Annotated in this window: 21 protein-coding genes and 1 other RNA gene; 13 read left to right on the top strand and 9 right to left on the bottom strand. The window is 65.9% G+C overall.

Going from position 1 to position 22058, the window contains the following annotated elements; genetic code table 11:
- Positions 1 to 127: 127 nt before the first annotated feature.
- Positions 128 to 2065, top strand: coding sequence for a methyl-accepting chemotaxis protein (locus C556_RS21595; RefSeq protein ID WP_018747845.1), 1938 nt, complete (start codon positions 128 to 130; stop codon positions 2063 to 2065).
- An 86-nt stretch (positions 2066 to 2151) separates the two neighbouring features.
- Here C556_RS21595 and C556_RS23805 read toward each other — a convergent pair whose 3' ends face one another.
- Both C556_RS23805 and typA read right to left on the bottom strand, forming a co-directional pair.
- Positions 2152 to 4179, bottom strand: a complete 2028-nt coding sequence (locus C556_RS23805; RefSeq protein WP_018747846.1) for a polysaccharide lyase — start codon at positions 4177 to 4179, stop codon at positions 2152 to 2154.
- A 200-nt stretch (positions 4180 to 4379) separates the two neighbouring features.
- Positions 4380 to 6194: a translational GTPase TypA gene (gene typA / locus C556_RS0108650; protein WP_018747847.1), complete on the bottom strand. Its 1815-nt coding sequence runs from the start codon at positions 6192 to 6194 to the stop codon at positions 4380 to 4382.
- Positions 6195 to 6461: 267 nt separating this feature from the next.
- On the opposite strand from typA, the gene putA reads away from it, so the two are divergent.
- The 7 genes from putA to C556_RS0108685 all read left to right on the top strand — a co-directional run bounded on the left by putA (position 6462) and on the right by C556_RS0108685 (position 15039).
- The gene (gene putA / locus C556_RS19855; RefSeq protein ID WP_018747848.1) at positions 6462 to 10004 is read left to right on the top strand and encodes a bifunctional proline dehydrogenase/L-glutamate gamma-semialdehyde dehydrogenase PutA; all 3543 of its coding nucleotides are present in this window, start codon (positions 6462 to 6464) and stop codon (positions 10002 to 10004) included.
- A 193-nt stretch (positions 10005 to 10197) separates the two neighbouring features.
- Positions 10198 to 11127 carry a branched-chain amino acid ABC transporter permease gene (locus tag C556_RS0108660; protein ID WP_018747849.1) on the top strand — a complete coding sequence of 310 codons (930 nt, stop codon included), beginning with the start codon at positions 10198 to 10200 and terminating at the stop codon, positions 11125 to 11127.
- Between the two features lie 13 nt (positions 11128 to 11140).
- On the top strand, positions 11141 to 12253 hold the full coding sequence (locus C556_RS0108665; protein WP_018747850.1) for an ABC transporter permease subunit: 1113 nt from the start codon (positions 11141 to 11143) through the stop codon (positions 12251 to 12253).
- Entirely contained in the window at positions 12250 to 13020 is a 771-nt protein-coding gene (locus C556_RS0108670) for an ABC transporter ATP-binding protein (protein ID WP_018747851.1), read from the top strand. The genes C556_RS0108665 and C556_RS0108670 overlap by 4 nt, the downstream gene beginning before the upstream one ends.
- On the top strand, positions 13017 to 13733 hold the full coding sequence (locus C556_RS0108675; RefSeq protein ID WP_018747852.1) for an ABC transporter ATP-binding protein: 717 nt from the start codon (positions 13017 to 13019) through the stop codon (positions 13731 to 13733). Before C556_RS0108670 ends, C556_RS0108675 begins: the two co-directional genes overlap by 4 nt.
- A 70-nt stretch (positions 13734 to 13803) precedes the next feature.
- A complete protein-coding gene (locus C556_RS0108680; RefSeq protein WP_018747853.1) occupies positions 13804 to 14559 on the top strand; it encodes a YdcF family protein in 756 nt (251 codons plus the stop codon).
- 96 nt (positions 14560 to 14655) lie between these two features.
- The gene (locus tag C556_RS0108685; protein WP_018747854.1) at positions 14656 to 15039 is read left to right on the top strand and encodes a hypothetical protein; all 384 of its coding nucleotides are present in this window, start codon (positions 14656 to 14658) and stop codon (positions 15037 to 15039) included.
- A gap of 61 nt (positions 15040 to 15100) precedes the next feature.
- Here the strand turns inward: C556_RS0108685 and C556_RS0108690 are convergent, their stop codons facing one another.
- The 6 genes from C556_RS0108690 to C556_RS19860 form a co-directional block, all read right to left on the bottom strand.
- On the bottom strand, positions 15101 to 15874 hold the full coding sequence (locus tag C556_RS0108690) for a peptidylprolyl isomerase (RefSeq protein ID WP_018747855.1): 774 nt from the start codon (positions 15872 to 15874) through the stop codon (positions 15101 to 15103).
- 46 nt (positions 15875 to 15920) lie between these two features.
- Positions 15921 to 16187, bottom strand: coding sequence for a BolA family protein (locus C556_RS0108695; RefSeq protein ID WP_018747856.1), 267 nt, complete (start codon positions 16185 to 16187; stop codon positions 15921 to 15923).
- A gap of 10 nt (positions 16188 to 16197) precedes the next feature.
- Positions 16198 to 16500, bottom strand: a complete 303-nt coding sequence (locus C556_RS0108700) for a YciI family protein (protein WP_018747857.1) — start codon at positions 16498 to 16500, stop codon at positions 16198 to 16200.
- A gap of 4 nt (positions 16501 to 16504) precedes the next feature.
- Positions 16505 to 17071, bottom strand: a complete 567-nt coding sequence (locus C556_RS0108705) for a septation protein A (protein WP_018747858.1) — start codon at positions 17069 to 17071, stop codon at positions 16505 to 16507.
- Between the two features lie 301 nt (positions 17072 to 17372).
- An RNA gene (gene ffs, locus C556_RS22200) (signal recognition particle sRNA small type) lies at positions 17373 to 17470 on the bottom strand.
- A 39-nt stretch (positions 17471 to 17509) separates the two neighbouring features.
- A complete protein-coding gene (locus C556_RS19860) occupies positions 17510 to 18496 on the bottom strand; it encodes an asparaginase (RefSeq protein ID WP_018747859.1) in 987 nt (328 codons plus the stop codon).
- Positions 18497 to 18560: 64 nt separating this feature from the next.
- On the opposite strand from C556_RS19860, the gene smpB reads away from it, so the two are divergent.
- Complete coding sequence (gene smpB, locus C556_RS0108715) at positions 18561 to 19016, top strand: SsrA-binding protein SmpB (protein WP_018747860.1); 456 nt, start codon at positions 18561 to 18563, stop codon at positions 19014 to 19016.
- Positions 19017 to 19043: 27 nt separating this feature from the next.
- On the opposite strand, the gene plsY is transcribed toward smpB, so the two are convergent.
- Entirely contained in the window at positions 19044 to 19658 is a 615-nt protein-coding gene (gene plsY, locus C556_RS0108720; RefSeq protein ID WP_026262930.1) for a glycerol-3-phosphate 1-O-acyltransferase PlsY, read from the bottom strand.
- 87 nt (positions 19659 to 19745) lie between these two features.
- On the opposite strand from plsY, the gene C556_RS0108725 reads away from it, so the two are divergent.
- From C556_RS0108725 to C556_RS0108740, 4 genes are all read left to right on the top strand, one after another.
- Entirely contained in the window at positions 19746 to 20102 is a 357-nt protein-coding gene (locus C556_RS0108725; RefSeq protein ID WP_018747862.1) for a dihydroneopterin aldolase, read from the top strand.
- A gap of 132 nt (positions 20103 to 20234) precedes the next feature.
- Entirely contained in the window at positions 20235 to 20909 is a 675-nt protein-coding gene (locus tag C556_RS19865) for a Tim44 domain-containing protein (protein ID WP_157236037.1), read from the top strand.
- A gap of 172 nt (positions 20910 to 21081) precedes the next feature.
- Positions 21082 to 21348 (top strand): hypothetical protein, encoded by a 267-nt coding sequence (locus C556_RS22205; protein ID WP_211214699.1) that lies wholly within the window; start codon positions 21082 to 21084, stop codon positions 21346 to 21348.
- 36 nt (positions 21349 to 21384) lie between these two features.
- Entirely contained in the window at positions 21385 to 22050 is a 666-nt protein-coding gene (locus C556_RS0108740; RefSeq protein WP_018747865.1) for a Crp/Fnr family transcriptional regulator, read from the top strand.
- The last annotated feature ends 8 nt before the right edge of the window (positions 22051 to 22058 follow it).

The following is a 22058-nucleotide window of genomic DNA, read 5'->3' on the forward strand; positions in this document are numbered from 1 at the left end:
ACATACTGGCGACGCTGTCCCGCGCACGCCTTTGCACCTGTAGGCAGCCGCGCACCGCCCCTGATCCTGCAATACCCGGCCGCCCCCGGCACCCAGGGTCGGCCCTTGCCGTTTGGAGTACCCGCAATTGAAGATCAAGTTCAAGTTGATCCTTCCCGTGGCGGCGTTGATGGTGGTGTGCGTCGTCGCCATCCTGACCACCGTCATCCTGTCGTTTTCCACTTACGTCGAAACCTCGCTCAGCCACTCGCTGGCTACCGACGCCGCCGTGGTCCAGTCCCAGGTCGATACCCTCAAGTCACGCGCCACCGCGGCCTCGCTGCTGATGTCGTTCGATCCCCGCATCGTCGCGGCGATGGAACGCGGCGACCGCGAAGCGCTGATCCGCCGCGCCATCGAGCTGCAACGCGAAAGCGGCGTGGAGTTCACCACCATCACCGACGCCGCCGGCCAGGTGCTGGCCCGCTCGCACGAGCCGGACAAGTTCGGCGACAGCGTGAAGAACCAGGCCAACGTCGCCCAGGCGCTGAGCGGCCGGCAGCTGACCACCATCGAATCGGGCACCCAGGTGCGGTTGTCGATCCGCTCCGGTACGCCGGTCCATGCGGCCGACGGCCGCCTGCTCGGCGTGGTGTCGTCCGGCTTCCGGCTCGACCAGCCGCAGTTCGTCGATGCGCTGCAACGACTGCTGGGGGTGGAAGTCACCGTGTTCCTCGGCGACACGCGCATCGCCACCACGGTGAAGAACGCCGACGGCCAGCGGGCGATCGACACCAAGGCTTCGGCGGAGGTCAGCCGCCAGGTGCTGGGCGGCATGCCGTACTCGGGCCAGGCCCAGGTGCTCGATCGCAGCGCCCTGGTCCGCTACCAGCCGCTGCGCGACACCGCCGACCGGGTGATCGGGATGCTGTTCGTCGGCCAGTACACCGCCGTGCGCGACCAGACCGTCCGCGATTTCCTGTTGCACGGCGTGATGGTCGGACTGGTGTTGCTGGGCATCGCGGTGCCGGCGCTGCTGGTGCTGGTCGGCCGCATCGTCGGCCCGGTGCGCGACATGGTGACGGCCGCCGACAAGCTGGCGCAGGGCGACGTGGACATCGATCTGCGCATCCACAGCCGCGACGAGATCGGCACGCTCGCCGCCGCGTTCCAGCGCATGATCGCCGGCATCCGCCAGCAGGCCGCGTCGATCCGGCAGGCGGCGGAGGGCGATTTCAGCCAGCCGGTGCCGATCCGCTCGGACAACGACGTGATCAATCGCGCGCTGGCCGACCTGATGCGCAACAACAACACCGCGCTGGCCAAGATCAACCAGTCGGCGCAACAGGTCTCGCTGGAAGCCGGCCACGTGGCCGATGGCGCGCGTCACCTGGCGGAGGGCGCCACCGAGGAACTGGCCACCGTCGCCGAGCTGTCCGCCACCGCCGAGCAGCTCTACCAGCAGACGCGCAACAACGCGGGCAGCGCCAGCCAGGCGTCGGCGTTGACCGGCGAGGTGGATGCGCTGATGCAGGACAGCGTGGCGCAGATGCACGAGCTGCTCGCCGCCATGGCGGAAATCGGCCAGGCGTCGGAAGACATCGCGCAGATCATCAAGACCATCGACGAGATCGCCTTCCAGACCAACTTCCTGTCGCTGAACGCGGCGGTGGAGGCAGCCCGCGCCGGCGAACAGGGGCGTGGCTTCGCGGTGGTGGCCGAGGAAGTGCGCGCCCTGGCGGCGCGCTCGGCGCAGTCGGCCAAGCAAACCGCCGCGCTGATCGAGGGCAGCACCCAGTGCGTGTTGCGCGGCAACGAACTGGTGAGCAGCACCAGCGAGCGCCTGAATCGCGTTGCCCGCCACGCCAGCGAGTCGTCGCAACTGATCGCGGGCATCGCCGAGGCGTCGCGCCAGCAGGAGCACGCCATCGCCCGCTTCAACGAGGGCATCGCCGGGATCTCCGGCGTGGTCCAGACCATCGCCGCCACCGCGGAGCAATCCGCCGCGTCGGCCCACGGGCTGTCCGAACAGGCGGCGCGGCTGGAAGACGTGGTGGCGCACTTCCGGCTCGCCGACGGCGACTGACGCCACTGCACGAAAAAAAGACGGCGCCGAGGCGCCGTCTTTTTTATTGGGCCAATACAGTGCGCCCCCTGCCCGGCCGCCCCCGGTTACTGCCAGGGCCGTGCCAGTTCCATCCACTTCTCGCCGTTGTCCAGCTTGGGCGAATACACGCCGGCGTGGACCTCGGGCAGGCTCGATGCCAGCGGATCGATATTGGCCGCCACGTAGTAGCGCGCCTTGAAGTAGCGATGGCGACCGTTGTCGATGCGGTAGACCTTGCTGCCCTCGGCATAGGCGATGCCGGACTGCCACGCCGCGTAACCGGCCAGCGGATTGCTGAACTGGGGATCCGGCTTGGCGGTGTCGACCAGCGCCAGCGGCGATTCGGTGGACACGCGTACGTCGTCGAAGTAGGCGTACTGGTCGCTGGGCGGCGCCCAGTCGGTGGTCGAGCCGCCGAAGAAGGTGTGGAACACCACCGCGTCGATGCCCACGGCCGCGCCGTCGCGCCACTTCATGCCGGACAGCGCCAGCGTCGGCTCGCCGTCGAGCCAGGCCTTGATGCTGCCGTTGGCCTGGCCGGCGTCGTTCAGTTGCACCTCCTGGGTGATGGTGTACCACTTGCCCGCCTCGAAGCGCTTGGCGTAGCTGAAGTAGTCACCGCAGCGTTCCGCCTTGCCGGGGAAGTACAGGTACTGGAACACCAGCCCGTTCTCGCGCCACATGTTGCGGGTGGTGAAGCCGTCGAAGGTACCGTTGTCGATGCAGCCGGTGGGCGTATCGGCGCCGCCGAGTCCGGGCAGCTTGCCGCCCTTCACCCACTGGAAGCCGTTATCGAAGCGCACCTTGTATTGCAGGAACAGGTGGCTGTGACCGGCCGGCAGCGGCGCGTCGAATACGCTGGCTGAGTTGCCGCCGATCTCGCCGCCCTTGTAGGTCACGCGCAGCACCTTGTTGGCGCTGTTGTCCGGGTCCGCGACGATGGCCAGGCGCCCCGCCGACACGCCGGACGACCCCGAGGGCGTGGTGTTCCAGTCGGCCTGGAACTGCGCCGCGCTGTAGCCGCCGATGGCGTGGCCGTCGAAGCGCACATCGAGCAACGCGTTGCCGGCAGGCGGTGTCGGGGTCGGAGTGGGTGTGGGAACCGGCGTCGGCGTGGGCGTCGGCGCCGTAACGGTCACCGTGCCCGGCCGACTGGTGAAGAACAGCGTGCCGTCGGTGTAGTAGAGGCGCACCACATAGGTATGCGTACCGGGCGCCACGTTCGTCAGCGTGCCCTGCCCCGACCAGAGGTAGCCATCGAAGCAGAACGTCCCCGCGCAGGAGCCGGTGAAATAGCTGCTGGCGGACGTGCTGGTCAGCACGGCGACGTTGTTCTCGACCAGCTCCCAGCGCAACAGGCCCGGATAGCTGACCAGATCGCTTTGCCACGACACCCCCACCGCGCCGCCGGCGTCGCTCAGCCTCAGGTACTGGTAGTTGGTGTTGGGCACGCTGGTCGGTGTCGGTGTCGGTGTCGGTGTCGGTGTCGGTGTCGGTGTCGGTGTCGGCGTCGGCGTCGGCGTCGGCGTCGGCGTCGGCGTCGGCGTCGGCGTGATGCTGCCGCACGGGCCAAGATCCTTCCACACGCCCCATTCGCCCGATTGCGCGGGGTTGTCGCCCTGGGTCCACCAACGGGCTTCGTAGTTACGGCCGTTGTAGCTGATGCGCAGGCCGGAGGTGTACGCGGTACCGCCGATCCAGGCCGGATAGCAGTTGCCGGAGGGCGTCGGCGTCACCGTCGGGGTGGGACTCGGCACCGTGGTCGGCGTGGGAGTCGGTGCCTGGGTCGGGGTCGGCGCCTGGGTGGGCGTGGGGCTCGGCACCGTTGTCGGGGTGGGCGTCGGAGTCGGCGTGGTGCCGCACGAACCACCGCCCTGCCACAGCGTGGGCGTCGCCGCCGGGTTCCAGTTGGTGCCGACATAAGCGGTGTGGGTACTGCGCGCCGTGTAGTTGGCCCCGGCGTAGGTCACCACGTCGCCCGCCGTATAGTTGTTGCCCTCCGCCCAGGCGCCGCGGCATGCGGCCTGGGCATCGAGCGCCAGCGCCAGCAGCACGCAGCCCGGCAGCCACCGTGTGAACAGTGATCGATCCATTTCCATCCTCCTGGTCCGGCTTGGCCGGCTCCGTCTTGAACGGCCCTCACTGGTATCAAGGCTTTCCAGCGAGCAGGCCACCTGTTTGGCGGGGAGACTGGAATACGTGTTTCGATCCGTCAAGCGCGCAGGTCGGCGACATGCGACGGATACGAAAAAGCCCCTGTCGAAACAGGGGCTTGTCCGGGCTTTGGCAAGGCTCAGCCTTCGCTCTTGGCGGCGCGGCGGCGCTCGTGTTCCTGCAAGTGGCGCTTGCGGATACGGATCGACTGCGGAGTGATCTCGACCAGTTCGTCGTCGTCGATGAATTCGACGGCCGATTCCAGCGTCAGCTTGATCGGCGGGGTCAGGCGCACGGCTTCGTCGGTGCCCGAGGCGCGCACGTTGGTCAGCTTCTTGCCCTTGATCGGGTTGACCACCAGATCGTTGTCGCGGCTGTGGATGCCGATGATCATGCCTTCGTACAGCTTGTCGCCGGGGCTGACGAACATGCGGCCGCGGTCTTCCAGGTTCCACAGCGCGTAGGCGACGGCTTCGCCGTGCTCCTGCGAGATCAGCACACCGTTGTGGCGACCCGGCAGGTCGGCCTTGGCCGGTGCGTAGTCGTCGAACACGTGGCTCATCAGGCCGGTGCCGCGGGTCATGGTCATGAAGTCGCCCTGGAAGCCGATCAGGCCACGCGCAGGAATGTGGTATTCCAGGCGGGTGCGGCCCTTGCCGTCCGATTCCATGTTGGTCAGCTCGCCACGGCGGCGGCCGATTTCCTCCATGATCGCACCCTGGTGTTCGTCTTCCAGGTCGATGGTCAGGTTCTCGTACGGCTCGCACTTCTCGCCGTCGATGTCCTTGTACACCACGCGCGGCTTGGCCACGGCCATTTCGAAGCCTTCGCGGCGCATGTTTTCCAGCAGGATGGTCAGGTGCAGCTCACCCCGGCCCGAAACGCGGAAGATGTCGGCGTCGGCGGTATCCTCGACACGCAGCGCCACGTTGGTCAGCAGTTCCTTTTGCAGGCGGTCGCGGATCTGGCGGCTGGTGACGAACTTGCCTTCGGTGCCGGCCAGCGGCGAGCTGTTCACCATGAAGTCCATGGTCAGCGTCGGCTCGTCCACCCCCAGCACCGGCAGGCCGATCGGGTTGTCCTTGTCGCAGATGGTGACACCGATGCCGATGTCCTCCAGGCCGGAAACAATGATGATGTCGCCCGCTTCGGCGCTCTCGACCGGCACCCGCTCCAGGCCCTTGAAGCCCAGCACCTGGTTGATGCGGCCGGTGGCGACCTGCTCTTCATGGTTCATCACCACCACTTGCTGGCCCGGCTTGATGCGTCCGTTCAGCACGCGGCCCACGCCCAGGCGGCCGGTGTAGGTGGAGTAGTCGAGCGCGGCCAGTTGCAGTTGCAGCGGCGCATCGGCATCGCCGGCCGGGGTCGGCACGTGGCTGAGCACGGTCTCGAACAGCGGGCGCATGTTGTCGGATTCCTGGCTCAGCTCCAGCTTGGCGAAGCCGTTCAGGCCCGAGGCGTAGATGATCGGGAAATCGAGTTGCTCGTCGGTGGCGCCCAGCTTGTCGAACAGGTCGAAGGTCTGGTCCACCACCCAGTCCGGGCGCGCGCCCGGACGGTCCACCTTGTTGATCACCACGATGGGGCGCAGGCCCAGCGCCAGCGCCTTCTTGGTGACGAAGCGGGTCTGCGGCATCGGACCTTCCACGGCATCGACCAGCAGCAGCACGCCATCGACCATGCCCAGCACCCGCTCCACTTCGCCGCCGAAGTCGGCGTGCCCCGGGGTGTCGACGATGTTGATGTGCACGCCTTCGTATTCGATGGCGGTGTTCTTGGCCAGGATGGTGATGCCGCGCTCGCGTTCGAGGTCGTTGCTGTCCATGACCCGTTCGTCCACCTGCTGGTTTTCACGGAAGGTACCGGACTGGCGCAGCAACTGGTCGACGAGGGTGGTCTTGCCGTGGTCGACGTGGGCAATGATGGCGATATTGCGGATGGGGCGGGACATGGGTGAGGTAAGCCGGAGGGATGCAAAGCCCGCGATTGTAGCACGATGAAAAGACGACTCATCAGCGGCAATACGCCCGGCCGATGGATGTCGCGGCGACGCCATCCCGTGGCGCGACGCGCACGAATCGCCATGAAAAACAGCCGCTTGCGCTCGTAATGGGCGCGCGCTTCGGCATCGATGCAACAACGGCGGGCAAGTAGGCTCGCGCAGGCGGCCCCGGACCGCTAGTTTGAAAGCTACACCCGCCATTGTCCCGGAGTCGTCATGATGCCTGCCGAGTTCGCCCTGCCCGAGGCGGACCGCGAGCCCACGCTGGATGCCGCCCGCCACGCCGACGAAATCCTGGCCCTGCGCGCCCTGTTGCCGCTGGCCCGCCTGTCGCACGAGGAGAATGTCTTCGTCGAAGGCCAGGGCGAACTGATCCTGGATGCGCTGCGCGACAGCCGCCGCCACGGTGGCAGCGCCGACGCGCTGTTCGCCGCCTTCCCGCTGGCCAGCCCCGCCGGCCGCGCGCTGCTGACGCTGGCCGAAGCGCTGATCCGCATTCCCGACGCGCCGACCATGGATCGCCTGATCCGCGACCAGTTGCACGCCGCCGACTGGCAACAGGGCGGTCACAGCCCGTCGCTGCTGGTCAACCTGGCGCGACGCGGACTGATCGCCGCGGAGAGCTGGAGCGAATCGCGCCCCGGCGAGGCGCTGGTGCGCTTTGCCCTGCGCCGCGCCATGCGCCACATGGGCGAGCATTTCGTCATCGGCGAGAACATCTCCAGCGCGCTGGCGCAGCGGGTGCCGGGCTTCAGCCACTCGTTCGACATGCTGGGCGAGGCGGCGCTGACCGAAGAGGACGCCGAGCGCTACACCGAGGGCTACGCCAAGGCGCTGACCAGCCTGGCGGCGCTGGGCGGCGCCCGTGGCGCGCGCTCGCCGTGCGGCATCTCGGTCAAGCTGTCGGCGCTGCATCCGCGCTTCGAGCGTCGCCAACGCGAGCGGGTACTGCGCGAGCTATACCCGCGCCTGCTGGCGCTGGCCGCCATGGCGCGCGAGGCCGACCTGCCGTTCACCATCGACGCCGAGGAAAGCGAACGGGTGCCACTGACGCTGGCGTTGTTCAAACGCCTGCTGACCGAGCCGGTGCTGGCCGGCTGGGACGGCCTGGGGCTGGCGGTCCAGGCCTATCTGAAGAACGCACCGCAGCAGATCGACTGGCTGATCGGCCAGGCCGCGGCGCATCGACGGCGCATCGTGGTCCGGCTGGTCAAGGGTGCCTACTGGGACAGCGAGATCAAGCGCGCACAACTGGAGGGGTGGCCGGACTACGCGGTGTTCACCCGCAAGCACCATGCCGACGCCAGCTTCCTGGCCTGCGCCCGCAGGATGCTGCGCGCCGACGAAGCGCTGTACCCGGCTTTCGCCACCCACAATGTCTTCAGCGCGCTGGCGGTGCACGCCATGGCCGGCGGACGCGAATTCGAATACCAGTGCCTGTTCGGCATGGGCGAGGAGATGTATCGGCTGCTGCGCGGTCACGGCGTGGAGCGCCCATGCCGCATCTACGCGCCGGTCGGGCGCCACGCCGCGCTACTGCCATACCTGGTGCGGCGGCTGATGGAAAACGGCGCCAACCAGAGCTTCGTCCACCTGCTGCTGGCCCGGGGCGACACCGATCCGGCCACGCTGGACCCGGTGTCGGCCAGCGTCCAGCAACCCGGCCCCGGAGTGCCGCCGCCCACCGCGCGTCGCGGCCAGCACGCCGTCGCGCCCGGACTGGACTGGAGCGACGAGCCGACGCTGACCGCGCTTTCCCAACTGATGGCGGCACCGCACCTCCCCGTGCACGCTGCACCGATGCTGGCCGCAGCGAGCGCGACCGCCGGGCCGGAGCGCCCGGTGCTCAACCCGGCGGCGACCACCGAAGTGGTGGGCACCGTGCAGGAAGCCAGCGCCAGCGATCTCGCCACCGCCTGCGATACCGCCGCCGCGTTCGCACCGCTATGGGCCGCGTTGCCGGCGGCCGAGCGTGCCACCGCGCTGGAGCGCGCGGCCGAACTGCTCGTGGCGCGGCGGGATGAGCTGCTGCCGCTGCTGTGCCGTGAGGCCGGCAAGACCCTGCCGGCTGCGCTGAACGAAATCCGCGAGGCGGCGGACTTCTGCCGCTACTACGCCCACGAGGCACGCAGCCAATGGCCCGAGCGCATGCCGAGCGCGCTGGGGCCGGTGGCGGCGATCAGCCCGTGGAACTTCCCGCTGGCGATCTTCGTCGGCCAGATCGCCGCCGCGCTGGCGGCCGGCAATCCGGTGCTGGCCAAGCCGGCGGAGGAAACGCCGCTGGTCGCGGCCCAGGCGATCCGGCTGCTGTGGCAGGCCGGCATCCCGCACGCCGCGTTGCAGTTGCTGCCCGGTGGGCCAGAACTGGGCGCCGCGCTGGTCGGGCATCCGGCGATCCGCGGCGTGTTGTTCACCGGCTCGCTGCCCGCCGCCCAGGCGATCCATCGCACCCTGGCGACCGGCGACGCGCGCCGCCCGCTGATCGCGGAAACCGGCGGCATGAATGCGATGCTGGTCGACAGTTCGGCCCTGCCGGAACAGGTGGTGCAGGACGTGCTGACCTCGGCCTTCGACAGCGCCGGCCAGCGCTGCTCGGCACTGCGCGTGCTGTGCCTGCCGACGGCGACCGCCGACCTGATCAGCGACATGCTGCGCGCCGCGATGCGCGAGCTGAGCATCGGCGATCCGTGCCGGCTGGACACCGACGTCGGCCCGCTGATCTCGGCCGAGGCGCTGGCGCGGGTCGAAGCCGCGCTGCGCGATTTCGTCGAGCAGGGCCAGCCGGTGTACCAGCCGCCGCTCGCCATCACGGGCGGGCATTTCATGGCACCGGCGCTGGTGGAGATCAACGCGCTGTCGCGCCTGCCGGGCGAGATCTTCGGCCCGGTGCTGGCGGTATTGCGTTATCGCCCGGAACAACTGCCGGGCCTGCTGGCCGAGCTGGATGCGCGCCAGTACGGCCTGACGCTGGCGGTGGCCAGCCGCTGCCCCAGCTTCGTCGAGCAGGTGACGACGGCGGTACGGGTGGGCAATGTCTACGTCAATCGCAACCAGATCGGCGCCGTGGTCGGGCACCAGCCGTTCGGTGGCGAGCGGCTGTCGGGCACCGGCCCCAAGGCCGGAGGGCCGTGGCTGCTGTGGCGGCTGTTGCGCAATGCCGCGCCCTGCGCCGCGCCGGCCGGCCTCACCGCGGCGCATCCCGCGCAGCCGGTGCTGCTGCGCCTGGCGCGCGAGCTGGGCCGCCACGATGCGCTCTACCCGATGATCGTCTCGGCGTTCCAGCGTAGCCCGCTGGCGCAACGGCGCGAATTGCCGGCGGTGGTGGGCGAACGCAATGTGCTGGCCTACCGTGGGCGCGGGCTGGTCGGCTGCATGGCAGGCGACGCCGGCGAGACCCTGCTGCAGATGGCGTCGGCGCTGGCCGCCGGCAACCGCGTCTGCCTGCCCGAAAGCCCAACGCATGCGGCCTGGCGCGCCGCACTGCCGGAATACGTGACGCTGAGCCCCGATCCGATCGGCGACGCGGTGGACGCGCTGTTGTGGGACGGCGTGACCGATCCGGACCTGCCGCGGCGGCTGGCGGCCCGGCCGGGCGCCATCGTGCAGCCCATCCTGCCGTTGCCCGAAGGGGACTATCCGTTGTACCGGCTGCTGACCGAGTGCGTCACCACCATCAACACCGCGGCGGCGGGCGGAGACGCCGAACTGATGGGCCGGGGCGCGGCCGGGCAGGACGACAGCCCGGTGAAGGTCCGATGAGATACGGGCGCCATCGGGCCGATTGCGTAGGGGAAAGCCGCAGTTTCGACACACCGAGACGGGTCTGTAAGGTGCGCCCCACAACTGTTACGGTAGTATTCACGCCGAACTGCACCCAAGGCACAGCCTGAATCCAATACGCCGCCGCGCACCCGCGCGCAACGGTGGCCCAAGACCCAAAGAGGCGCGAGACGTGGATATCTTCATCCAGCAACTCATCAACGGGCTGATCGTGGGCAGCATCTACGCCCTGATCGCGCTCGGCTACACCATGGTGTACGGCATCATGCAGCTCATCAATTTCGCCCACGGCGAGATCGTGATGATCGGCGCCATGGTCACCATCACCTGCATCAACCTGCTGCTGGGCCTGGGCGTCCAGTTGCCCGGCCCGCTGCTGTTGCTGGCGGGCCTGCTGATGGCGATCCCGGTATCGATGCTGCTGGGCTTCACCATCGAGCGGGTGGCTTATCGGCCGCTGCGCCGCGCGCCGCGACTGGCGCCGCTGATCACCGCCATCGGCGTATCCATCGTGCTGCAACAGCTCGCCATGCTGATCTGGGGCCGCAACTACCGCCCCTTCCCCGCCATCCTGCCGACCGTGGTCCATGACTTCTATGGCGCCGCCATCACCGACCTGCAGATCGCCATCTTCATCCTGGCGTTCCTGTTGATGGGCGGACTGTTCTTCCTGATCGAGCGCACCAAGCTGGGCCGTGCCATGCGCGCCACTTCGCAGAATCCGGACGTGGCCGGGCTGATGGGCGTGAACATCAATACCGTGATCTCGATGACCTTCGTCATCGGTTCGGCGCTAGGCGCCGTGGCCGGCGTGATGGTGGCCGCCAATTACGACCAGGCGCATGCCTACATGGGCTTCATGATCGGCCTCAAGGCCTTCACCGCGGCGGTGCTGGGCGGCATCGGCAACCTGGCCGGCGCAGTGGTGGGCGGCATCCTGCTGGGGCTGATCGAAAGCCTGGGCTCGGGCTACCTGGGCGATCTGACCGGGGGCTTCCTGGGCAGCCATTACAAGGACATCTTCGCCTTCGTGGTGCTGATCGCGGTGCTGATCTTCCGCCCCAGCGGCCTGATGGGCGAACGGGTCGCCGAGCGCGCCTGACCGGGAGAACGCCATGAACTTCGCTTTCCTGCAAACCCCGCGCGGCAAGCTGATCACCTACGCCATCCTGGGCATCGTGCTCGCGGTGCTGCCGTGGGTGCTCACCGGCGGCTTCGAGAACGGCAAGGCCTGGGTGCGCGCGGTGGACTTCGCGCTGCTCTACATCATGCTGGCGCTGGGCCTGAACATCGTGGTCGGCTACGCCGGCCTGCTCGATCTGGGCTATATCGCGTTCTACGCGGTGGGCGCCTACTGCTATGCGCTGCTCAATTCACCGCACCTGCAGGCGATGCTGCCGTATTGGGCACACAACCCGCCCTTCCTGCTGATGCTGCTGGTCGCCGCGTTCACGGCCGGGGTGTTCGGGCTGCTGCTGGGCACGCCGGTGCTCAAGCTGCGCGGCGACTACCTGGCCATCGTGACGCTGGGCTTCGGCGAGATCATCCGCATCTTCATGAACAATCTGGATCGTCCGATCAATATCACCAACGGTCCGCAGGGCATCAACAACATCGAGCGCGTGCATTTCCTGGGCATCGATTTCGGTCGGCCGGTGCAATGGCTGGGGCTGACCTTCGACATGGTGCACCTGTACTACTACCTGATCCTGGCGTTCTGCGTGCTGATCATCTTCGTCACGCTGCGGCTGCAACATTCGCGCATCGGTCGCGCCTGGGTGGCGCTGCGCGAGGACGAGATCGCCGCCAACGCGATGGGCATCAACATCCGCAACGTCAAGCTGCTGGCGTTCGCCATGGGCGCGTCGTTCGGCGGGGTGTCGGGCGCACTGTTCGCCAGCTTCCAGGGCTTCGTCTCGCCAGAGTCGTTCGTGCTGATGGAATCGATCATGGTGCTGTGCATGGTGGTGCTGGGCGGCATGGGGCACATCCCGGGCGTGATCCTGGGCGCCATCATCGTCTCGATCACGCCGGAAATCCTGCGCGACGTCATCAACCCGATGCAGGAGGCCGCGTTCGGCAAGCGGGTGCTCGACCCCGAGAACCTGCGCATGCTGATCTTCGGTCTGGCGATGATCGCCATCATGCTGGTCCGGCCCGAAGGGCTGTGGCCGTCCAAGCGCCGGGCCCGTGAGTTCCACGAGCACGACGAGGAGGCCCGCGCATGAGCACGCCCCTGCTGCAGATCCAGGGCATCCACAAGCGCTTCGGCGGCCTGCACGCGCTGAACGATGTCGGGTTGTCGATCAATGCCGGCGAGATATACGGCCTGATCGGCCCCAATGGCGCGGGCAAGACCACGCTGTTCAACGTGCTGACCGGGCTGTACCAGCCCGACGAGGGCCGCTTCACTTTCGACGGCCACGACCTGTTCCGCAAGAAGCCCTACGTGGTGGTGCGCAGCGGCATCGCGCGCACCTTCCAGAACATCCGGCTGTTCGCCAACATGACGGCGCTGGAGAACGTGATGGTGGGCCAGCATGTGCGGACCCATTCCGGCGTGATCGGCGCCATCTTCCGCCATCCCAAGGCGCGCGCCGAAGAGGCCGCGATCCGCACGCACGCGCTGGAACTGCTGGAGTACGTCGGCATCGCCAAGCGGCGCGACGAGCTGGCGCGCAACCTCAGTTACGGCGACCAGCGCCGCCTGGAGATCGCCCGCGCGCTGGCCACCCGCCCCAGGCTGCTGGCGCTGGACGAGCCGGCCGCCGGGATGAACCCCTCGGAAACCGAGGGCCTGAAAAAGCTGATGCAGAAGATCCGCGACGACGGCGTGACCATTCTGCTGATCGAACACGACGTGAAACTGATGATGGGGCTGTGCGACCGCATCGCGGTACTGGACTACGGCAAGAAGATCGCCGAGGGCCGGCCGGAGCAAGTGAAGAACGATCCGCGCGTGATCGAGGCGTACCTGGGAGTCGCACCCGAATGAGCGAAGCATTGCTGCAAGTGAAGGACCTGAAGGTGGCCTACGGCGGTATCCACGCCGTGAAGGGCATCGACCTGGAGATCGGCCACGGCGAGTTGGTGGCGTTGATCGGCGCCAACGGCGCGGGCAAGACCACCACGCTGAAGACCCTGGTCGGCATGATCAAGCCGGCCGGCGGCGAGATCCTGTTCGACGGCCAGCCCACCGCGCGGTTGGCCTCGTACCAGTACGTGGGGCGCGGCCTGGTGCTGGTGCCGGAAGGCCGCGGCGTGTTCCCGCGGCTGACGGTGGCCGAGAACCTGCTGATGGGCGCGCATGTGCGCAACGACAAACCCGGGATCGCGCACGACATCGAACGCGTCTATCACCTGTTCCCGCGCCTGAAGGAGCGGCAGGCGCAACTGGCGGGTACGCTGTCCGGCGGCGAGCAGCAGATGTTGGCCATCGGCCGCGCCATCATGAGCCGGCCCAAGCTGTTGCTGCTGGACGAGCCGTCGATGGGGCTGGCGCCGATCATCGTGCAGAAGATCTTCGAGATCATCCGCATGATCGCGGCCGAGGGCGTGACCATGCTGCTGGTCGAACAGAACGCCAAGCTGGCGCTGGAAACCGCGAATCGCGGCTACGTGATGGAATCCGGCCGGATCACGCTGGCGGACAGCGCCGCCAACCTGCTGGCCAACGAAGCCATCCAGAAAGCGTATCTGGGCGAATGACCGCCGGCTTGACTGGCACGACGACGGGCCGCAATGATGCGGCCCGTTTGCATTTGCGCACAGGCCCGTCATGATCGCCACCAGTGTCCTCCTCAAGAACGCCATCGGCAGCCTGTTGCTGCCGCCGGGGGTGCTGATCGCGGCGCTGCTGCTGGCGTGGCTGCTGCGCCGGCGCCTGCCGCGCGGCAGTGCCTGGTTGTTCGGTTGCACGCTGGCTGCGTTCTACCTGCTGTCCACCCCGTGGTGCTCGACCTGGCTGCTGCAAGGGCTGGAGCCCCCTCCCCCGACACCTGCCGCGCTGGCACAAGTGGACGCGCTGGTGGTGCTGGGCGGCGGCAAGCGCTGGCACGCGCTGGACCAGCCCGGCGGGGAGGCGCTCAACAATCCCACACTGACCCGCATCCGCTATGGCGCCCAACTGGCGCGTCGGCTGGGCAAGCCGCTGCTGGTCAGCGGCGGCGCGCCCAAGGGCGGCATCGCCGAGGCGGTGCTGATGCGCGAAGCACTGGAGCGGGAGTTCGGCGTGCCGGTGCGCTGGGTCGAGACCCGGTCGGCCGATACCGCCGACAACGCCACCGAAACCGCCCGACTGCTGTTGCCGGCCCATCGTCGGGTCGCCCTCGTCAGCCAGGCATGGCACCTGCCGCGGGCGACACGAGCCTTCGCCTCGGCCGGGTTCGAGGTCGTTCCGGCCGGCACCGACTACGCCTCGCCCGAACCCTCGACACTGCTGGCGCTGCTGCCCAACGCCACCGCGTTGTGGCAAAGCCGGATCGCGCTGCACGAATGGCTGGGGCTGCTGTGGCACCGGCTACGCGGCCAGTGACATGCAGGGCGGCGGCAGGCGGGACACGCTACAATCGCCGGGCGCGGCGACGGCCCCCGCCTGCCGTGCCCACGAAAAATGATCCCGGAGGAGTCCATGAATCGAATTTCCGCGCTCGCCGCCCTCGCCGCGGCGCTGCTGCTGGCCGCCTGCGAGCCCACGCCCGACCCCGACGCGCCCAAGGCCGACGTCGTGGCGCAGCAACAGCAGGTCGATCCCGCCTATGTGCCGAACCCCTTGCTCGACGCGCCACCCGATGTCTACCTGGCGGTGATCGGCGATTGCGGCAAGCCCATGTTCGAAGACCAGCAGAAGGCCGACGTGTCCGCCTGCCTGACCAGCATCCGCCAGCGTGCGAAGGACAAGGGCCTGGGCGAGCTGACCGATGTGCAGCTGGCCGACGTGAACGTCGGCAACCGTTGGCGCCACGAGCAATCCAAGCTGCAACACGCAGCCGACGCCAGCGCCGCCGGCCACTGACCGGCAAGCGCCAAAACAAAAACGCCCCGCGATGCGGGGCGTTTTGCCTGGCAGATCCGGATTACTGGACCTTGGCCTTGCCGACCAGTTCTTCGACGTACTTCTGCACCTTCTGGCCTTGCAGCTCGCGTTGCAGTTCCGGCTTCACTTCCTCGTAGCTCGGGCCCTTGGCATCGCGCACGTCATCCAGCTTGATGATGTGGTAGCCGAACTGGGTCTTCACCGGCTCGGACAGCTTGCCCTTCTGCAGCGCCTTCAGCGCACTGCCGAACTCGGGCACGAAGGCATTCGGATTGGACCAGCCCAGGTCGCCGCCATTCTGCGCGCTGCCCTTGTCGAGCGACTTGGCCTTGGCGATATCCTCGAACTTCTTGCCCTTCTTCAGATCGGCCAGCACCGCCTTGGCTTCGGCTTCGTCCTTCACCAGGATGTGGCGGGCCTTGTATTCCTTGCCGCTCATGTTGGCCTTGATGCGGTCGTATTCCTTCTTCAGATCCGCTTCCGACACCGGGTTGGCCTTGACGTATTCATTGACCAGCGCACCGACCAGCACTTGCTGGCGGGCCAGATCGACACGGGTCTGCACGTCGGGGCTCTTATCCAGGCCCTTGCGCACCGCTTCCTGGGTCAGCACTTCGTTGCGAACCAGCTCTTCCTTCACGCGGGTGCGCAGCTCCGGGCTGTCCTTCTGGCCACGCTCGGTCACTTGCTTGACGAAGAAGTCGGAACGGCTGTCGGGAATGACGACGCCGTTGACGGTGGCCACCGCAGCAAAGGCACCGGCCGTGGACAGGGCCAGGGTAACGGCGACGGCGAGTTTCTTGGTTTGACGCATTATTGCTTGGTCCTTTCTCGGAAAATCCCGGGGATCGTTGCGGGAATCAAAATTCGTCGGGGCTCAGCGCCCTGATCTGCAAGGCGTGAATTCGGCTGGGAATCAGATCGGCCAACAGCGTATACACCTGCCGATGACGCGCCAAGGCCGATTGTCCGGCAAAGACGGCCGACACGACCGTCAGTTCGAAATGCCCGCCGCCGCTGGCGGCCCCGGCATGGCCGGCGTGCGCAGCGCTGTCGTCGTGCACATCGATGGATTCCGGCGCCAGAACGGCAAGGCGCCGGGAGATTTCTTCGCTGACGTCCATCATACCAAAACCTTTATGGCAACACCTGCTTGAAAGGCTTGACGCTGACAGACTCGTAAACCCCGGCCGCGCAATACGGATCGGCATCGGCCCAGGCGCGCGCGGCATCCAGTGACTCGAATTCGGCAACGATCAGGCTGCCGCTGAAGCCCGCAGCGCCCGGATCGACCGCGTCCACGGCCGGGAACGGCCCGGCCAGTACCAGGCGCCCTTCCTGCTTCAGCGCATCGAGCCGCGCCAAGTGTGCCGGGCGGACGGAAAGCCGGTTGGACAGGCTGCCGGGATGATCGGTACCGATGATGGCATACAGGGGCATGGGCTTATTTCTCTTCACCAGCGGATTCAGTCACCGGCTCGTCCTGCATGTAGCGCGCCAGCATCAGGCCTTGGCCGATCACGAACACTAAAGTGAGACCCAATGTGCCGAAGAGCTTAAATTTGACCCAGGTAGCTTCGGTAAACGAAAAAGCCACATACAGGTTAAGGAACCCCATTCCCACGAAAAAAGCGATCCATGCGTAGGTCAGCCGGGTCCAAATTTGGTCAGGGAGTAACAGTTGCGCCCCCATGACGGAGCGCAGCAAGTCACGCCCCTTAAGCAACTTCGCCCCCGCCAGCACTAGCGCAAATGCCCAGTACAGAGCAGTGGGCTTCCACAGCATGAATGCTGATTTATGGAAAAACAGAGTAGCGCCTCCAAGGACCATGATCAGCGCATAGCTAAAGAGGAGCATCGACTCCACTTTGCGCCATCGCCACCATGCAAAAGCCACTTGGATGGTACTCGCCCCCATGGCTACCTTGGTCGCAAAGAACAGATCCCCGCCGCTACCAAAATATGCGCCGAAGAACACCAGGACAGGGAAGAGATCGAAGAGAAACTTCATGGACTGTCACACGCGAAGGATGGCGCATTATGCAGCGCGGCCTCTTTCGATTACAAGGTAGTACTTCGGTTCCTCGGGCACGTTCCTTCGGCACAAAAAAAGGCCCCGCGCTAGGCGCGGGGCTCAATTACCACTGGAGATACACGAAGCATCAGCTTGCGTAACGAATAGTGCGCCGCTGCGACCCTGGTCACCTTGACCGAAGTCAACTTTTTTCGGTGATTTCAGAAATTCTTGAAAACTGATGCGGCAACCAGGAAACACCATGTTTGGCGCTTCCTGATCGAGGGGGAATTGGGGAGGTGGCGAGCCTGACCCCCGGCACTGGCATCAAGAGCTGTGGCTGCTTCCTTCCGGACCTGACCAGGTTCACTCCTTAGCCATGCGGGGAGACCCGCCATGGAGACGACGACTATACCACGCACCGCTACCGAACGCCTACGTCGCGCGATCATCCAGCAATGAGGTTTCGAACAAGGCACGTCGAACAGCAAGATCCGGTGTCTGCGACATGACCCAATACAACTTCGCCAGACTCGCCTCGGGCGTCATGTCGGCGGCGTCGAAGACACCTGCCGCCGCAAGTGGACTGCCTGCCGCGTATTGGCCAAGTTGTACCGTGCCACGCAGACATTGCGTACACACGGCCACCGGAATGCGGGTTGCCAGTGCCCCGAGCGTATCGAGCAAAACCGACTCCTCCGGCAGGTTGCCGCTACCATAGGCTTCCACAAGCAGTGCCTGTGGTGGCGCCTGACGAAGCTGCTCACCGAACCAGCGTGCGTTGAAACCCGGCGCCAGCCGTACGCTGAGCACCTGCCAATCCGGGTTTATCGGCTGCAACCGATCCACCACGGCAGGCACCTGGGTCAACCGCAGCGCATCCAGGCGCCACTGTCTTCCAACGTATTCGCCCAGCGTCGGCGCATTGGGGCTGTCGAATGCCTCGTCCGCGCTGCAATCGAGCTTGCGTACCCGGGTAGCCCGGTAGACCCGATTGGCGAAGACCACGCCCACCTCGCGGAATGCCGGCTGATGCAGCAAGGCCCAAGCCGCCTCGACATTACCGGGCGCGTCGCTGTCCGGCGCACTCCATGGGCGCATCGCTCCAGTGACAACGACTGGCCGACCGGCCCCCTGCAATTGATACGCCAACGCAGCGGCGGTCCAGGCCAGGGTATCGGTGCCGTGCAATACCAGAAAGCCATCGAAATCCGCGACCCGCGCCTGGATGTCGCGGGCAATCTGCGCCCAGTGCCGAGGCGTCATGCTGCTCGAGTCGAGCAACGGCGCATATTCCAGCAGCTCGGCTCCTGGGCAACGCTGCGCCAGCGGCGCGGCCAAACCACCGGCCAGCGGCGCCAGGCCTCGTGGTCCCTGTGCCATGCCGATGGTGCCGCCGGTATAGATGATCAGAATGCGCACTCAGTGCCTCGTCGATTTGCTTGCCCGTTGGTTACAATCGCGGTTTACCTTGATGTCGAGTGCCATGACCATCGTCGATAACCGCAAGGCGTTTCACGACTATTTCATCGAAGAGCGTTTCGAAGCGGGCCTTGTATTGCAGGGTTGGGAAGTCAAAGCCATCCGCGCCGGACGAGTCCAGCTCAAGGAATCCTACGTCACCTATATGTCGGGCGATTTCTGGCTGCTGGGCGCCCATATTTCAGCGCTGGCCACGGCGTCCACCCACGTGCAACCAGACCCGGTGCGCCCGCGCAAACTATTGCTGCATCGCCGTGAAATCGAACGGCTGTCCGGCCTTGTCGCGCGCTCCGGCTATACCGTGGCGGCGCTGAATCTGCACTACACCCGCGGCCGCATCAAGCTGGACATCGGGCTGGCCAAGGGGAAGAAGCTGCACGACAAGCGCGAAAGCACCAAGGAACGCGAGTGGCAGCGCGAAAAGCAGCGGTTGGTCCGCAACGACAGCAAGCGCGGCTAGGTTGGTCCCGAATCGGCAGAAAAGCGACTACTCCGGCTTGTCGGCCGCTTGGCCGATCTTGCCTTCCTTGCCGCTGAGCAAGTCGCGGATATTGCGGTGGTGGCGGGCGATGAGCAGTGCCGACAGCAGCAACGTTGCATAGAGATAGTCGCGCTCCGGCATCAGCCACGCGGTCAGCAACGGCGCCAGCAACGCCGCGACCAAGGCTGCCAGCGACGATATCTTGAATCCCTTGGCGATGATCAGCCACACCACCAGTACTACCAACCCTACCCGCCAATCCAGCGCCAGCAGGATCCCCGCCGCGGTGGCAACGCCTTTGCCTCCCTTGAAGTGGAAGTACACCGGCCACAGGTGCCCCAGGAATACGGCGACCGCCACCAGGGCAATGTCGCGCACCGTCAGGCCGGCCCAGGAGGCAAGTGTCAGGGCGAGGAACACTGCCAGCCAGCCCTTGAGCGCGTCGCCCACGAGCGTCAGCAATGCCGCCTTCTTGTTGCCGGAACGCAATACGTTGGTGGCGCCGGGGTTGCCCGAGCCATAGGAGCGCGGATCGTCCAGCCCCATCAAGCGGGACACGATCACGGCAAAGGAAAGGGAACCCAGCAGATAGGCCGCCAATACGGCAACTAACGATGTCATCGTGAAATCCACTACAATCGAGCGCTCGGCATTGTAAGTCATCCGGCGCCCGCGACGTCAAACCGCGCTCCGCCCGTCGGCGAATCCATGGACATTATCTTTTTGCATGGCGTGCGGGCCCGCACGCTGATCGGTTGTTACGACTGGGAGCGCGAAGCCCCCCAACCCGTCGAGCTCGACCTGGACATCGGCTTGCCGTCCTCGCGTGCCTGCCAGACCGACAACCTGACCGACACCATCGATTACGCCAGCGTTGTAAACCGCATCCACACTGAACTTGCGGCCCAGCACTTCCTGCTGCTGGAAGCGTTGGCCGAACATCTCGCCCAGGTTCTGCTGCGCGACTTTTCTGCTCCCTGGGTTCGCGTTTCGGTCACCAAGCCCGGCATCCTGCCGGATGTCGCCCGCGCCGGGGTGACGGTGGAACGCGGCCAACGCCACTGAACCCCGCCAGAGTGGTGGCAGCACGGCCACCGGCTTTCAGCTATCTTTATGCCTGAGCGAACAAATCTGGCTAAAGACTCGATCTTGCCCAACGAAATACCGCTCACAACGCCACCTACCTCGCCCGGTTACATGGAACGCTTACGCGCTCGCCATCTCTCCTTCGTCGTTGCAGCATTGGCGCACAGCATGGCCTACGGTGCGCCACAGGCCGCCTCGGCCCCCGCCGACGCCGCCAATGGCAGCCTGCCCTGGGCTTGGTTGATCCTGCTGGGCGGACTGACACTGGGCGGGCTGTTCTACCTGCGCCGCAGCGAGCGCCCGGTGGTCGATCCTTACCCCGAAACCCGCCCGATGCCGGGCTGGAACGGGGACGCCGACACGGAGAAGCAACGCTTCTATCACGTCAGCAAGGACATCGACACCGCGATTGCCAAGTCTGGTCGCCTGCCGGACGGCACCGATACCGCCGCCTTCCTGCGCCATGCCAAATCCACTTTCCTGTATCTGCGAGCCCAGAACGATCCGGCCAAACTCGAACAGCTGCGCAAGTACATGACGCCGGAGTTGTTCGAGGATCTGACCAGCGCCGACGTGGCTCGTGGCGAACGCGCCGATTTTCCCGAATTGCACATCGAACTGGTTGCCACCCGAGACGAAGCGGCCCACCTGCAAGCACAGGTACGCTTCTACGGCAAAGTGCTGGCCACCAACAATACCGCGCCATTCCAGGAAACCTGGCGTTTCATCAAGGAGCACGGCACCAACAAGCGCTGGCTGCTCTGGTCGATGAGCGAGCGCGACTGAGGCTGCGCCAGCCTGAACGGACATAAAGCGCGAATTGGCGTTTTGCCCATATTTCGCGGTGTTCGCGATTCTCCTACAATCGGCTAACCATCTACGCCCCCTCCTCAGCCCAATGCGCCGCCTCGTTCCGTTACTGCTGCTCGTCGTCTCGCTCTCCGGATGCGACCAAGTGATGAATGCCATCAACAAGCAAACCGAAAACGGCAAGGCGATCGGCGCGGCCTGCCGGCACAGCGGCAGGGCACTGGAGGATTGTTTCCGACGCAACCCCCGGGTGGCCAAGGCAGATATCTTCGATGGCTGGAAGGAAATGAACGAATACATGCTGCAAAAGAAGCTCGATATCGTTCCACCGCCTCCCGATCCTGTCGTACAGCGTAGAGCGGAACCAAGCGACAAAGATGCCTCTAAAACAGAAGCACGCGCTCAAACCAAGTAAGTCACCGATTACTAGAAAAGCTACCGGAGAAACTTCATGGACCCCACCGTCCGCATTTTCCTCAGCCAGATTCCCATTTTTGAAGGCTTTTCCGACACCGACCTCGAAGTCGTGATGCAGGCCGCGGTGAAACGACAATTGCCCAAGGGCAGCTTCCTGTTCCGCGAAGGCGACCCCGCCGAAGCCATGTACTTGCAGATGGAAGGCCGCACTCGCTCCTTCACCAGCGACAACCAGGGCAAGGAGTTCGTCTTCCAGATCGGTGAACCCGGCGACGTCTACGGCGAGATCTCGATGATCGACGACGAGCCGCGCAGCTGGTCGGTGCAAGTGGAGGACGACTCCACCTTCATCATGTTCAGCAAGCAGGATTTCCGCACGGCGCTGGAGACCTACCCCCAGCTCAAGGACAAACTGATCCTCAACCTGTCGCGCATCATCCGCCGCCTGTCGCTGACGATGAAGAACCTGGCCCTACTCGACGTCTACGGCCGGGTACGCGCCCTGTTCGAAGAGATGGCGCAAGACTATGAGGATCACTGGATGATCCCCGAGCCGCTCACCCAGCAGGCCATTGCGGATCGGGTCGGCTCCTCGCGCGAAATGATCGCGCGCATTCTCAAGGAGTTGGTGTTCGGCGGTTACGTCAAGCTGGAGAACAAACGGATCATCATCCTGCAAAAGCTGCCCGAGCGGTTCTGAGCCGCATC

The sequence above is a fragment of the Chitiniphilus shinanonensis DSM 23277 genome, assembly GCF_000374805.1.
Taxonomy (GTDB): Bacteria; Pseudomonadota; Gammaproteobacteria; order Burkholderiales; family Chitinibacteraceae; genus Chitiniphilus; species Chitiniphilus shinanonensis.

Bases quoted from the DNA above. Each gene is read 5' to 3' on its own strand.
- C556_RS23805 (WP_018747846.1), bottom strand. From the start codon at position 4,179: ATGGATCGATCACTGTTCACACGGTGGCTGCCGGGCTGCGTGCTGCTG.
- typA (WP_018747847.1), bottom strand. From the start codon at position 6,194: ATGTCCCGCCCCATCCGCAATATCGCCATCATTGCCCACGTCGACCAC.
- putA (WP_018747848.1), top strand. From the start codon at position 6,462: ATGATGCCTGCCGAGTTCGCCCTGCCCGAGGCGGACCGCGAGCCCACG.
- C556_RS0108665 (WP_018747850.1), top strand. From the start codon at position 11,141: ATGAACTTCGCTTTCCTGCAAACCCCGCGCGGCAAGCTGATCACCTAC.
- C556_RS0108670 (WP_018747851.1), top strand. From the start codon at position 12,250: ATGAGCACGCCCCTGCTGCAGATCCAGGGCATCCACAAGCGCTTCGGC.
- C556_RS0108675 (WP_018747852.1), top strand. From the start codon at position 13,017: ATGAGCGAAGCATTGCTGCAAGTGAAGGACCTGAAGGTGGCCTACGGC.
- C556_RS0108680 (WP_018747853.1), top strand. From the start codon at position 13,804: ATGATCGCCACCAGTGTCCTCCTCAAGAACGCCATCGGCAGCCTGTTG.
- C556_RS0108685 (WP_018747854.1), top strand. From the start codon at position 14,656: ATGAATCGAATTTCCGCGCTCGCCGCCCTCGCCGCGGCGCTGCTGCTG.
- C556_RS0108690 (WP_018747855.1), bottom strand. From the start codon at position 15,874: ATGCGTCAAACCAAGAAACTCGCCGTCGCCGTTACCCTGGCCCTGTCC.
- C556_RS0108695 (WP_018747856.1), bottom strand. From the start codon at position 16,187: ATGATGGACGTCAGCGAAGAAATCTCCCGGCGCCTTGCCGTTCTGGCG.
- C556_RS0108700 (WP_018747857.1), bottom strand. From the start codon at position 16,500: ATGCCCCTGTATGCCATCATCGGTACCGATCATCCCGGCAGCCTGTCC.
- C556_RS0108705 (WP_018747858.1), bottom strand. From the start codon at position 17,071: ATGAAGTTTCTCTTCGATCTCTTCCCTGTCCTGGTGTTCTTCGGCGCA.
- smpB (WP_018747860.1), top strand. From the start codon at position 18,561: ATGACCATCGTCGATAACCGCAAGGCGTTTCACGACTATTTCATCGAA.
- plsY (WP_026262930.1), bottom strand. From the start codon at position 19,658: ATGACATCGTTAGTTGCCGTATTGGCGGCCTATCTGCTGGGTTCCCTT.
- C556_RS0108725 (WP_018747862.1), top strand. From the start codon at position 19,746: ATGGACATTATCTTTTTGCATGGCGTGCGGGCCCGCACGCTGATCGGT.
- C556_RS19865 (WP_157236037.1), top strand. From the start codon at position 20,235: ATGGAACGCTTACGCGCTCGCCATCTCTCCTTCGTCGTTGCAGCATTG.
- C556_RS22205 (WP_211214699.1), top strand. From the start codon at position 21,082: ATGAATGCCATCAACAAGCAAACCGAAAACGGCAAGGCGATCGGCGCG.
- C556_RS0108740 (WP_018747865.1), top strand. From the start codon at position 21,385: ATGGACCCCACCGTCCGCATTTTCCTCAGCCAGATTCCCATTTTTGAA.